The sequence below is a fragment of the Rhodopseudomonas boonkerdii genome (assembly GCF_021184025.1).
GTDB lineage: Bacteria > Pseudomonadota > Alphaproteobacteria > Rhizobiales > Xanthobacteraceae > Tardiphaga > Tardiphaga boonkerdii.
In genome coordinates, this window is record NZ_CP036537.1 from 3,044,045 (window position 1) to 3,056,778 (window position 12,734).

General features: G+C 61.8%; 12 protein-coding genes. 9 read left to right on the plus strand and 3 right to left on the minus strand.

Annotated elements, in window-relative coordinates; translation table 11 throughout:
* The 3 genes from E0H22_RS13970 to hflX all read left to right on the plus strand — a co-directional run bounded on the left by E0H22_RS13970 (window position 1) and on the right by hflX (window position 2,700).
* Window positions 1-858 (plus strand): D-amino-acid transaminase, encoded by an 858-nt coding sequence (locus E0H22_RS13970; protein ID WP_233021615.1) that lies wholly within the window; start codon window positions 1-3, stop codon window positions 856-858.
* A 196-nt stretch (window positions 859-1,054) separates the two neighbouring features.
* The gene (gene hfq / locus E0H22_RS13975; protein WP_211908183.1) at window positions 1,055-1,297 is read left to right on the plus strand and encodes an RNA chaperone Hfq; all 243 of its coding nucleotides are present in this window, start codon (window positions 1,055-1,057) and stop codon (window positions 1,295-1,297) included.
* A 23-nt stretch (window positions 1,298-1,320) separates the two neighbouring features.
* Window positions 1,321-2,700, plus strand: coding sequence for a GTPase HflX (gene hflX, locus E0H22_RS13980; RefSeq protein ID WP_233021616.1), 1,380 nt, complete (start codon window positions 1,321-1,323; stop codon window positions 2,698-2,700).
* Between the two features lie 140 nt (window positions 2,701-2,840).
* Here hflX and mazG read toward each other — a convergent pair whose 3' ends face one another.
* Window positions 2,841-3,653, minus strand: coding sequence for a nucleoside triphosphate pyrophosphohydrolase (gene mazG, locus E0H22_RS13985; RefSeq protein ID WP_233021617.1), 813 nt, complete (start codon window positions 3,651-3,653; stop codon window positions 2,841-2,843).
* A gap of 117 nt (window positions 3,654-3,770) precedes the next feature.
* Here mazG and queC point away from each other — a divergent pair, with 117 nt between their 5' ends.
* On the plus strand, window positions 3,771-4,487 hold the full coding sequence (gene queC, locus E0H22_RS13990; protein WP_233021618.1) for a 7-cyano-7-deazaguanine synthase QueC: 717 nt from the start codon (window positions 3,771-3,773) through the stop codon (window positions 4,485-4,487).
* Window positions 4,488-4,628: 141 nt separating this feature from the next.
* Here queC and E0H22_RS13995 read toward each other — a convergent pair whose 3' ends face one another.
* Both E0H22_RS13995 and E0H22_RS14000 read right to left on the minus strand, forming a co-directional pair.
* A complete protein-coding gene (locus E0H22_RS13995) occupies window positions 4,629-5,528 on the minus strand; it encodes a dihydrodipicolinate synthase family protein (protein WP_233021619.1) in 900 nt (299 codons plus the stop codon).
* A 256-nt stretch (window positions 5,529-5,784) separates the two neighbouring features.
* Window positions 5,785-6,567 carry an SDR family NAD(P)-dependent oxidoreductase gene (locus E0H22_RS14000; RefSeq protein ID WP_430715149.1) on the minus strand — a complete coding sequence of 261 codons (783 nt, stop codon included), beginning with the start codon at window positions 6,565-6,567 and terminating at the stop codon, window positions 5,785-5,787.
* A 282-nt stretch (window positions 6,568-6,849) separates the two neighbouring features.
* Here E0H22_RS14000 and E0H22_RS14005 point away from each other — a divergent pair, with 282 nt between their 5' ends.
* From E0H22_RS14005 to E0H22_RS14025, 5 genes are all read left to right on the plus strand, one after another.
* Window positions 6,850-7,599 carry a FadR/GntR family transcriptional regulator gene (locus E0H22_RS14005; protein WP_233021621.1) on the plus strand — a complete coding sequence of 250 codons (750 nt, stop codon included), beginning with the start codon at window positions 6,850-6,852 and terminating at the stop codon, window positions 7,597-7,599.
* A gap of 14 nt (window positions 7,600-7,613) precedes the next feature.
* Complete coding sequence (locus E0H22_RS14010; protein WP_233021622.1) at window positions 7,614-9,044, plus strand: FAD-binding oxidoreductase; 1,431 nt, start codon at window positions 7,614-7,616, stop codon at window positions 9,042-9,044.
* Between the two features lie 52 nt (window positions 9,045-9,096).
* Window positions 9,097-10,074: a Bug family tripartite tricarboxylate transporter substrate binding protein gene (locus tag E0H22_RS14015; RefSeq protein ID WP_233021623.1), complete on the plus strand. Its 978-nt coding sequence runs from the start codon at window positions 9,097-9,099 to the stop codon at window positions 10,072-10,074.
* A gap of 225 nt (window positions 10,075-10,299) precedes the next feature.
* A complete protein-coding gene (locus tag E0H22_RS14020) occupies window positions 10,300-11,277 on the plus strand; it encodes a Bug family tripartite tricarboxylate transporter substrate binding protein (protein ID WP_233021624.1) in 978 nt (325 codons plus the stop codon).
* A gap of 214 nt (window positions 11,278-11,491) precedes the next feature.
* The gene (locus E0H22_RS14025) at window positions 11,492-12,733 is read left to right on the plus strand and encodes a serine hydrolase domain-containing protein (RefSeq protein WP_233021625.1); all 1,242 of its coding nucleotides are present in this window, start codon (window positions 11,492-11,494) and stop codon (window positions 12,731-12,733) included.
* Window position 12,734 lies beyond the last annotated feature (1 nt).

Sequence of the window (12,734 nt, forward strand, 5' to 3'; positions counted from 1 at the left end):
ATGTCGCGCATCGCCTATGTCAACGGCCTCTACCAGCACCTCAGCGATGCCGCTGTGAACGTCGAGGACCGCGGCTACCAATTCGCCGACGGCGTCTATGAGGTTTGCGAGATCATCGGCGGCAAAATGGTCGATTTTCCCCGCCATATGGCGAGGCTGGAACGCTCGCTGGGCGAACTGCGCATCGCCATGCCGATGGCGCTGACCTCGCTCAAGGTCATCATGCAGGAGGTCGTTCGCCGTAACCGCATCAATTACGGTATCGTCTATCTGCAGGTCACCCGCGGCGTTGCCCATCGCGACCATGGCTTCCCGTCGCCCGAGGTAAAGCCGAGCGTGGTCGTCACCGCCAAGTCGCTGAACTTCGCGAAGAACCAGGCGGCTGCCGAACGCGGCGTAAAAGTCATCACCACGGCCGAGAACCGCTGGCCGCGCGTGGATATCAAGAGCGTCGGTCTGCTGCCCAACGTGCTTGCTCGCCAGGAGGCTCGCGACAAAGGGGCCTATGAGGCCTGGTATGTCGACGCGGACGGCTTCGTGACCGAAGGCGCATCCTGCAATGCCTGGATCATCACCAAGGACGGCAAGGTGGTCACCAAGAGTGCCGAGCGTGGCATCCTGTCTGGCATCACCCGTGCGGTTCTGGTCGAGGTTCTGGCCTCTCTCCAGCTCAAGCTCGAGGAGCGGAACTTTACGCCGGAGGAGGCGGCCAATGCCGCAGAAGCCTTCGTATCCTCGGCGAGTCAGATCGTCATGCCGGTGATCGCCATTGATGGAAAGAGCATTGGCGACGGTAAACCGGGACCGACTGCACTCCGTCTGCGCCAGGAATTCCATAAATTTGCGGACATTGGCTGAGGTTTGCTGCCTTTCTAGGCAGGTTTTCCGTGTGGCGGCTTGCCTTCACACGCCGTCTGCCGTCTAATTGCAGCGCTGTGCGCCCCGAGGGGGATCTTTGGGCGATGCAGCGGCCAGGCAATAACCCGGAAAAGAGGGCAGGCCCGGCGCAATAAAAGCAACAAAACAGACACAACAGACTGCGGGATTAAGAAAAATGGCGGCAGACCGCGCACAAAATCTACAGGACACCTTCCTCAACCACGTTCGCAAGACCAAGACCCCCCTGACGATCTTCCTCGTGAACGGCGTCAAATTGCAGGGTATCGTCACCTGGTTCGACAATTTCTGTCTTCTGCTCCGCCGCGACGGTCACTCGCAGCTGGTGTATAAGCATGCGATCTCGACCATCATGCCGGGCGCGCCGATCCAGTTGTTCGAAGGCGGCGAAGAGGCCTGAGCGAACGCTTAAGAGACGCTTGATTGGAATTTCGTAGCTTCGAAGGCAATGCTGCCGACCGTCCCACGGCCGGCAGCGAATCGACCGGCCGCGTTCTCGTGGTCGGCCCTTATTTGCGCGAGCGCCGCGGTGATGCCGAGGCGGCAGCCTATGCGCACATCCGCGACACCGATGCGCGCCTCGAAGAGGCGGTGGGACTCGCGCGCGCCATCGATCTCGATGTGATCGAGGCCGTCGCCGCGCCGCTCAGCCAGATCCGCCCGGCCACCTATCTCGGCAAGGGCAAGGTCGAGGAGATCGCCGGCCTCATCGCCGCGAACGAGATCGGCATCGTGGTGATGGACTGCGCGCTGTCGCCGATCCAGCAGCGCAATCTGGAAAAGGAGTTGAAGGCCAAGGTGCTCGACCGCACCGGCCTCATTCTCGAAATCTTCGGCCGCCGTGCAAAAACGAAAGAGGGCACGCTGCAGGTCGAGCTCGCGCATCTCAACTATCAGCGCAGTCGTCTGGTGCGGTCGTGGACCCATCTGGAGCGTCAGCGCGGCGGCTTCGGCTTCATGGGCGGTCCCGGCGAAACGCAAATTGAAGCGGACCGCCGCATGATCGGCGAGCGCATCACGCGGCTCGAAAACGATCTCAAGAAAGTGCAGGCGACACGCCGGCTGCATCGCGCCGGCCGCCGGCGCGTGCCGTATCGTGTCGTCGCGCTGGTTGGTTACACCAATGCCGGCAAGTCCACGCTGTTCAATCGCCTGACGCGCGCCGATGTGCAAGCCGAGGACATGCTGTTCGCGACCCTCGATCCGACGTTGCGTGCGCTGACGCTGCCCCATGGCGGCAAGGCGATGCTGTCCGACACTGTCGGCTTCATCTCCAATCTGCCAACCCAGCTCGTGGCAGCGTTTCGCGCCACACTGGAAGAGGTGCTCGAAGCTGATATCATCCTGCACGTGCGCGACATCTCGCATGAAGATGCTGAAGCGCAGCAGAGCGATGTCGACAATGTGTTGCGCCAGCTCGGTATCGACATCGATGCCGGCGCGCGTATCCTCGAAGTCTGGAACAAGATCGACCGTTTTGACGCGGAGCAGCGGGAGAACCTCGCGAACATTGCCGCGCGAAAACCGGCGGACAATCCGGTCTTCATGGTCTCGGCCGTGACGGGCGAGGGCGTCACTGAACTCCTCACCGCCATCGAGGACCGTCTTGCATCGACCCGTGTCACCCTCGACCTCTCCGTCGACGCATCGGACGGTGCCGGCGTCAGCTGGCTGCATCGCAACGCCGAGGTGCTTGCGAAGGAACTGCATGACGGCCATTTCGACATGACCGTCCGCGTGGATGAGACCAAGCGCGATGTGGTGATCAGCAAATTCGGAGCGGTTCTGCACGAGGCGGAGTAAAGCTACGCCCCTCATCCTGAGGAGCCGCGCAGCGGCATCTCGAAGGATGGCGGCAAACTCAGAAGCCCGGCCAATTCATGGTTCGAGACGGCGCTTCGCGCCTCCTCACCATGCGGGATGGAGTTGTTTGAAGGACGGCGTTACTTCCCCTTCGCCTCGTTCCAAAGCGCGTCCATCTCCTCCAGCGATGCCTCCCCCAGCGTACGCCCCTTCGCCCGCAGCGCCTGCTCGATATACGCAAATCGCCTCTCGAATTTCACATTGGTCCCGCGCAGCGCCATTTCTGGATCGGCCTTCACATGCCGTGCGAGGTTCACCAGCGCGAACATCAGGTCGCCGGTCTCTTCCGCGATGTGATCCTGATCGCCGCGCTCCAGCGCCGCCTCAATCTCGTCGGCCTCCTCGCGGATCTTCGCCAGCACCGCGCGCGGATCGTTCCAGTCGAAGCCGACCGTGGAGGCCTTGGCCTGCAGCGCCATAGCCTGCGCCAGCGCCGGTTGGCTAGCCTTGACGCTCGCCAGCAGCGAGAGGGGGGCGGCGGCATCCTCGCCGCGCCGCGCCGCGCGCTCGGCCTTCTCCTCGGCCTTGATGCGGTCCCAGACGCCTTTCACGTGGCTAGAAGTGACGTTTCCATCTGCATCCGCAAAGACATGCGGATGCCGACGGATCATCTTCTTGGTGATCGTCATCACCACATCGCCGAAATCGAAGGCGCCACGTTCGGAGGCCATCTGCGCGTGGAACACCACCTGCAGCAGGAGATCGCCGAGCTCCTCGCAGAGATCGTCGAGATCGTTCCGCGCGATGGCGTCGACGACCTCATAGGCCTCCTCGATCGTATACGGCGCGATCGATGCAAAATCCTGTTCCAGGTCCCAGGGACAGCCCGTCACCGGGGTCCGCAATGCGGCCATGATCTCGAGCAAGCGGACGATGTCGCGGGAAGGGGTCATGCAGGGCTCCGATATCGGCAGGCGGATTACGGCTTCCGCCGTCGCTCTTCGAGCTATGCCGACAAGTCGCCTAACCCGCCCTACAAAACGGTGCAACTTCCGTGCTATTCCGACCGCATGACCGAGACACATTCCACCTCCACAGCCCTTGTCCTGTTCTCCGGCGGCCAGGATTCCGCGACCTGTCTCGCCTGGGCGCTGGACCGTTTCGCCCGCGTCGAAACGATCGGTTTCAGCTATGGCCAGCGCCACGCCGTTGAACTCGATAGCCGTGTCAAACTGATCGACGGCATGAAGGCGATTGATCCCGCCTGGGCCGCGAAAATCGGCGACAGCCACACTCTCGATATCCCGACGCTCTCGGCCATCTCCGAGACCGCGCTGACCCGCGATGTCGCCATCGAGATGGGCGCCGACGGCTTGCCCAACACCTTCGTACCGGGCCGGAATCTCGTTTTCCTGACCTTCGCCGCCGCCTTGGCCTATCGTCGCGGGATCACCGACATTGTCGGCGGTATGTGCGAGACCGACTATTCCGGCTATCCCGACTGCCGCGACGACACCATCAAGGCGCTGCAGCGGGCGCTCAATCTCGGCATGGCGAAGAATTTCAAGCTGCATACCCCGCTGATGTGGCTGGACAAGGCCGCAACCTGGGGTCTCGCCAATCAGCTCGGCGGCGAGGCGCTCACGGACCTCATCCGCGAGCATTCCCACACCTGCTATCTCGGCGAACGCGGTGCATTGCATGACTGGGGTTATGGCTGCGGCAAATGTCCCGCCTGCGAACTACGCGCGAAGGGCTGGCGGGAGTTCAAGGCGACCGCGGTTTAATCGGCCCGTTTCCCGGACGCGATGCGGCATGCTTATGCCGCTTCGCAGGGCCGGGACCGTTACGAACGCCGGCGTGTGATACGGTCCCGGCTCTGCGGAGCAGCGTAAGAACGCTGCACCGCGTCCGGGACAAATAAGGACTTACCCCGCAAACGACTTCCGCACGGCATCCGCCTCCGCGGCGCTCAACCCGACCAACGGCGGGCGGACACGCATCCAGCCGTCATTGCCATATTGCCGCGCCAGCAGCACCTTCAACGACGGCAGCTGCGCATAGGTCGAGACCGCGTTGCGGCCCGAGACGATACGTTCCTGCGCCGCCGCGACTTCGGCCGCTTTGGACGGATCGTTGAAACCGTTGAACACGGTGGCGAGATCGCCGCCGACAAGATTCGATGTCGCGGTGATACAGCCGGCGCCGCCCATCGGCAGCAGCTTGAGCATCAGGGGATCGGCGCCGACCAGTACCGAGAAGCCTGGGAAACGCTCGACGATGGCGCTCATGTTTGAAAAGTCGCCCGACGAGTCCTTGATGCCGACCACGATCTCCGGAAACCGCTTGATCAGGCGATCGATCACGTCGAGCGAGATCGGCACCGCCGACATCTGCGGGATGTGATACAGCACCACGCGCAGGCGCGGATCGTTGATGCGCTCGATGATCGCCGTGTAGGCATCGACGATGCCGTCATCGGACACGCCCTTGTAATAATAGGGCGGCAACATCACCACGGTGTTCACGCCGTTCGCCAGCGCATGCTGGGTCAGCTCCACCGTTTCCATGATCGAGGCGACGCCGGTGCCCGGCAGCAGCTTCTTCGGTGCGATGCCCGATTTCACCACGGCTTCGAGCAGCGACTTGCGCTCGGCCAACGAAAGCGAATTAGCCTCGCCCGTGGTACCGAGCATGGCAATGCCCGTGCAGCCATCGTCCAGCAGCCGCTGGCAATGCGCGGTGAACAGGCCCTGATCGACGCTGAGGTCGGCATTGAACGGCGTGGTCGCGGCGCAGAACACGCCGGTGGGGAAGGTGGCTGTCATGGGCGTCTCTCTCGTATGCATGTTGCAGGCTGTTGTTTCATGCGGCTAGCAGAAGGGCGTCACATCTCATGGTTCGAGACGCGGCCAAGGGGCCGCTCCTCACCATGAGGGCCTTGTTTTATGGCCCTAAAGTCAGCCCTCATCCTGAGGAGCCGCGAAGCGGCGTCTCGAAGGATGGCGGCAGGCTCTGAGCCAGACCAGCTCGTGGTTCCAGACGTGCGCAAAGGCACGCTCCTCACCATGAGGGGCAGAGATCTCACGGCATGATCTGGCCGCCATTCACCTCGATCACTTGACCGGTGATGTAGCCGCTCATGGTTTCGTCGGCGAGGAATTGATAGGCGCCGACACAATCCTCCGGCGTGCCGATGCGGCCGAGCGGAATGCCCTGGCGCGCGCCTTCGAGCTGCTCTTCGGTGGAATAGCGCTGGTGAAACGGCGTCATGATCACGCCCGGTGCCACCGCATTGGCGCGCACGTTGAACGGCGCCAGTTCCTTCGCCAGCACGCGGGTGATGGTGCTCACAAAGCCCTTCGCCGAGCCGTACAGGCCGGCGCCGCCACTGCCGCCATTGCGCGCCGCGACCGAAGTGGTGTTGATGATCGAGCCCGAGCGCTGCGCCTCCATGATCTTGGCGGCCTTGCGACAGGCGAAGAACACCGAGCCGATATTGAGATCGACCACGTCGTCATACTGTTCGTCGGTGGCATTGGCGATCGAGGTGCGGCCGAACATGGCGCCGGCATTGTTGATCAGCACGTCGATACGGCCCAGCTTGGCGTGGGCTTCCTCGATCACCCGCGCAGCTTCCGCACGCTCGGAGACATCGCCGCGCAGCAGCTCAGCCTTGCCGCCGGCAGCCTGGATGCTGGTGACCACGTCCTGCGCGCCTTCGGGATTGCCATTGTAGTGTACGATCAGGTTGGCGCCGAGCGCGCCGAATTTCTTGGCCACGGCAGCGCCGATGCCGGAGCTTGCGCCGATGATAACGATGGCCTTGCCGTTCAGTCCGTTGGTCACGCAGGAGTCCTTTCGCATGCTGCGAGCGTTCGACCACGAATTCTGCAACCTGACAAGTTGTCAGATTTTGTGCGCTGCAATACGACTTATGACCTAATCCAGCAATTTTACTGTTGTAAATCATATAGATGATCGTTCTGTCACGACTTCTGTGTATTCTTGACATGTTGACAAGTTGAATGCGCCCTCGCATGGTCCCCGCAACCTGGCGAGGAAATGTTTCCGAGAGAGCCGATCGGACCGATCGGGGTTCGAATGAAACATCCATGCCGCCCTAATGAGACGCGGTCCGACTTGATCATGAAGCCGATCGATTCCAGCGAACACCCCGATGCTCCGCGTCCGCGTCATGCCGGCGCGTCACTCGTCGACAAGGTCTATGGCGAACTCGCCCAGCGCATCGCCAACGGCGACTACGCCACCGACCAGAAGCTACCCGGCGAGCATGAACTCGCTGCCGTCTTCGACGTTTCGCGTCCGGTGCTCCGCGAAGCGCTCGGCCGCTTGCGCGAGGATGGGCTGATCTATTCTCGCCAGGGCTCCGGCAGTTTCGTGCAGGCGCATGCCAAGGTGCCGCCGCTCGGATTTGCGCGTGTGGAGACCATCGCCGACATTCAGCGCTGCTTCGAATTTCGCATCAGCATGGAAAGCGATGCCGCGCATTTCGCCGCGCTCCGCCGCAGCGACGACAACCTCGTTCAGATCGAAGCCGCGCTCGGCCTGCTGCGCGAGGCAACGAAGAACCGCAAGCATCGTGAGGACGCCGACTACGCGTTCCATCTCGCCATCTCCGAAGCGACCAACAACCATTATTTCGCGACATCGCTGAATGCGCTGAAAGACCATGTCGCCGTCGGCATGAAGTTGCACGGCCAGTCGCTGATGGGACCGCAGCCCGGCCTCGAGGCGGTGTTCGAAGAGCACAGCCGCATTTTTGAAGCGATCCGTGACCGCGACGCCGAGGCTGCGCGCACGGCCATGCGTCTGCACCTCGAGACCTCGCGCGACCGCCTGTTCGAAGGCCGTCTGCTCGATCTCTCATTCCGGTAGATGAGGAGGGCCTCTTGACCGATCACACAACATTCCTCGCAACGCTCATGGGCATTGTCGGCGAGCGCTACATCATCGGCCCCGGCGGGGATTTCGAGCCTTATGTGGTGGACTGGCGCGGTCGCTATCACGGCAAGGCGCTCGCCGTGGTGAAGCCCGGTTCGACGCAGGAAGTTTCCGATGTCGTGAAGGCCTGCGCGGCAGCCGATGTCGCTATTGTCCCGCAAGGCGGCAATACCGGCATGTGCGGCGCTGCAACGCCGCTCGGCGACCGCACCATGATCGTGCTGCGCCTCGATCGCCTCAACAAGATCCGCAGCATCAGCCGGCTGGGCGACTCCATCGCCGTCGATGCCGGCTGCATCCTCGCCGATATCCAGAAGGCTGCCGACGACATCGACCGTCTGTTCCCGCTCAGCCTTGGCGCCGAGGGCTCCTGTCAGATCGGCGGCAATCTCTCCACCAATGCCGGCGGCACCGCTGTGCTGCGCTACGGCACCACGCGCGAACTCTGCCTCGGCCTCGAAGTGGTGATGCCCGATGGCGAAATCCTCGACGGCATGACGGCGCTACGTAAGGATTCCACGAGCTTCGACACCAAGCAGCTCTTCATCGGCGCCGAAGGCACGCTTGGCATCATCACGGGTGCGGTGCTGAAACTGTTCCCGAAGCCGCGGGCGAGGGCAGTGGCCTTCGTCAAGCTGAACAGTATCGATGCGGTGCTCGATCTGCTAGCACAGGCGCGCACCGATCTCGGTGACCGCCTTGGCGCCTTCGAGGTGATGTCGCGCGGCCAGATCGAAGTCATCGCCGAGAACCTGCCGCTGGTGACCATCCCGTTCGCACTGGATACGCCCTGGTATGTGCTGATCGAGCTGGTCGATACGCTGCTCACAGTCGATCTTAATGAAGCCATGGAGGCGATGCTCGGCAATGCCTATGAGCGCGAACTGATCGCCGATGCGCTGGTAGCTTCCAGCGAGACTCAGGCCGTGACCTTCTGGAAAATCCGCCACAGCGTCTCGGAGGGGAGCAAGGCCGCCGGCTATGTCATCTCGCACGACAGCGCCGTACCGCTTTCACAGCAAGCCACCTTCGTGAAGCAGGTCGAAAAACGGATCGCTGAATATCGTCCCGACGCGCGCATCGTGATGCATGGCCATATCGGCGACGGCAACATTCACGTCCTCGCGATCATTCCGGGCTTGAAGCAGGATCAGAAGGACCTGATCGCCGATACCGTGCTCGGCATCAACACCATCGTCGATGAAGAGACGGCCGCACTCGGCGGCAGCATCAGCGCCGAACACGGCATCGGCATCGCGAATCGCGAGCGTCTCGGTCGCGTCGCCAATCCCGTCGAACTCAAACTGCTCCGCAACGTCAAGACGATGCTCGATCCCAAGGCCATCATGAATCCCGGAAAGGTGCTGCCGGCGGAGTAGGGCCGAGCAGCTTCGACCGCTGAATAAAGATCAATACGAGAAGAGGAATCCCATGAAGATCAGATCCATGCTGATGGCGGCCTGCGTCGCGCTTGGCGCCGTCGGCCCGGTTCATGCACAGGACGCGAAGTATCCGAGCAAGCCGATCACCATCGTCGTACCGTTCGCGGCGGGCGGCACCGTGGATATCATCGCTCGCATGGTCGGCGAACATCTGCAGAAGAAGCTCGGCGCCACTGTCGTGGTGGAAAACATGGGCGGCGCCGGCGGCAATATCGGTGTCAACCGTGTCGCCAAGGCAGCACCGGATGGCTACACGATCGGTCTTGCCAGCACCTCGCCGCTGGCGATTGCGCCGTCGCTCTATGGCAGCAAACTCCAGTTCCAACCGGAGAAGGATCTCGTCGCCTTCACGCAGGTCAGCATCGTACCGAACGTGCTGGTCGTGAACCCGGACCGTATCAAGGCCCGCACCGTTCCGGAGCTGATCGCATACATCAAGGCCAACGATGGCAAGGTCACGTTCGGCTCTGCCGGTCCCGGCACCTCGCAACACCTCGCGGGCGAACTGTTCCAGCAGATGACGGGCACCAAGATGGTCCACGTGCCTTATAAAGGGTCTAGCCAGATGGTCACCGACCTGATTTCGGGCCAGATTGATATTGCTTTCGACAATGTGCCGCTGCTGCTGCCGCATGTCGCCGGCGGCAAACTCGCTCTGCTCGCCACTGCAACGCCGAAGCGCGCCGAATTCGATCCGAACGTGCCGGCTGTCGCCGAATTCCTGCCGGGCTTCGAGGCCGTCGCCTGGCATGGCTTCATCGCACCTATCGCGACGCCGAAGCCGATCGTCGACAAGCTGTCGAGCGAAGTGCGTGAATTCATGACATTGCCGGAGACCAAGAAGAAGATGGCCGAACTCGGCGCCACCGCCGTGGCGATCCCGCAGGACGAATTCACGAAGTACATCGCCAGCGAGACTGCGCGCTGGAAGACCGTGATGGAAAAAGCCAACGTCACGATGAACTAAAACTCTCTGCCCCTCATCCCGAGGAGCGCGAAGCGCGTCTCGAAGGATGAGCGCAGGCTCCCACTCCGGCCATTTCATGGTTCGAGACGGCGCTATGCGCCTCCTCACCATGAGGGAGGAGTAGCGGGCCACTAGCACGATGCATCACGCTTCTCCGCGTGGTGCATCAACCTAAATCGAGCACCCGAAAACGGGGCCGATCAAAACCCACTGGAGGAACGACCCATGAGACTGCCTTCAATCCTGACGGCTGCCTGCCTCACGCTTGGCGTGCTGACGCCCGCATCCGCTCAGGATGTGAATTATCCCAACCGTGCCATCACCACCATCGTGCCGTTCTCGGCCGGCGGCACCGCCGACATCCTTGGACGCATGGTGGCAGAACATCTGCAGAAGAAGATGGGCGCGACCATCGTGGTCGAGAATGTCGGCGGTGCCGGCAGCATCATCGGCGTCACCCGTGTCGCTAAGGCGCAGCCCGACGGCTACACGATCGGCGTAGCCAGCACCTCGGCGATGTCGATCAATCCGACCATTTATGGCGCCAAGCTGAGCTACAATCCTGAAAAGGATCTGGTGCCGATCGCCCAGGTCAGCATGGTTCCCAATGTGCTGGTGGTGAACCCGAACAAGATCGCTGCGCGCACCGTGCCTGATCTGATTGCGTATCTCAAAGCCAATCCCGGCAAGGTGACATTCGGTTCGGCCGGGCCGGGGACATCGCAGCACCTCGCCGGCGAGCTGTTCCAGCAGATGACCGGCACCAAGATGGTTCATGTGCCATACAAGGGCTCGAGCCAGATGATGCCGGATCTGCTCAGCGGCCAGATCGATTTGTCGTTCGACAATGTGCCGCTGCTGTTGCCACATGTCACCGGCGGCAAACTCGCGATGCTCGCGACGGCAACGCCGAAGCGCGCCGAGTTCGACCCGAACCTGCCGGCCGTCGCCGAATTCCTGCCAGGCTTCGAGGCGGTCGCGTGGCATGGCTTCATCGCGCCGACGGGAACGCCGAAAGCCGTGACCGACAAGCTGTCGGCTGAGATCCGCGCTTTCATGCGGCAGCCCGAGACCAAAAGGAAGATCTCCGAACTCGGTGCTGTTGCAATGGATGTCGATGGTCCGGACTTCGGCAAATACATCGCCAGCGAGACCCAACGCTGGAAAGGCGTGATCGAGAAGGCGAATATCACGATGAACTGAGGCAGGAGCGGCAAGGCGGGGCCGTTCAAGGACGCGTCTCGCCTTGCCTCCGTATTGCCGCAAGAAACACGGCACTTGTCGCGAAATGCACGACCTCGCGCTCTCGACGTATTTTTACAAGCCGTTGAAATATCTCGGTGTTAGTCTCAGCCTGTCTTGAGACAAAGCAGAGGCGAACTTGCGACGTTCTTGCGAATGGCTGGCCGTCATAACAATGGCTGTAAAGCTTATCTGCCCGGCGACAGCGGCCAGCAACCTTCTCTCTGAAGCGCCCGATCTGACCGGCTTTTCGCAAGCCGGCCTCGATCGCGTGACCGAAATGCTCGACCGCGAAGTCGGGCAAGGCCATCTCGCCGGCGCCATCATGCTGATCCAGCGCCACGGCAAGCCCGTCTACTATCAGGGTTTTGGCGTCCGCAATCCCGAGACCATGGCGCCGATGACTCGGGACACGATCTTCCGCCTGTATTCCATGACCAAGCCGATCACGTCAGCGGCTGCAATGGTGCTGGTGGAGCAGGGCAAACTGAAACTCGATGATCCCATCTCGAAATACATTCCAGCTTTTGGCAGTGCACAGGTCGCGACGGAAAAGACAGATGCGAGCGGCAGAAAATATCTCGATTTTGCGCCGGCCCTGAGGCCTATCACCGTGCTCGATCTGATGCGACAGTCGTCCGGCATCAGTTCGGCCTTTACCGATCTTGGCCTCATCACGCAGCTTTATTTGAAGGCCGGATTGTTCGACGGCGATTTCGACAATCGCGACTTTGCCGATCGCCTCGCAAAATTGCCGCTCGCTTATCAGCCGGCAACGGTCTGGGATTACGGTCATTCCACCGACGTCCTCGGCAGCGTCATCGAGGTCGCATCCGGCATGTCGCTCTACGACTTCGAGAAGCAGTTTCTGTTCGATCCAATCGGCATGGTCGATACCAGCTACACCATTTCCGATCCTTCAAAAGCTGCGCGCATCGCGCAACCGCTGCCCACCGATCGGATCATCGGCAACGAGACGATTAGCGATCCGACCATCAAGCGCAAATGGGAATCCGGAGGAGGCGGCCTCAATGGGACCACGGACGATTACGCGCGCTTCCTGCAAATGCTGCTCAATGGCGGCGAAATCGACGGCAAGCGCATTCTCAGGCCCGAAACCGTCGCCCTTATGCGCAAGAACGAAGTCGCCCCGGCGACCGAGGTGAAGCCATGGGCCTATTACTATCCCGGCGCCGGCTTCGGCTACGGCCTCGGTTTTGGCGTCCGCACAGGCCCCGGCGAAGACGGCGTGCCGGGCTTCCTCGGCGAGATGGCCTGGGGCGGCGCGGCCGGGACTTACTTCTGGACCTATCCGGACCATGACATGGTGATGATCCTGATGGTGCAGACCCCGACCCAGCGCGGCCGCATCCAGCCAATCCTGAAGACGCTGGTCTATGAAGCGATCGCCAAATAGG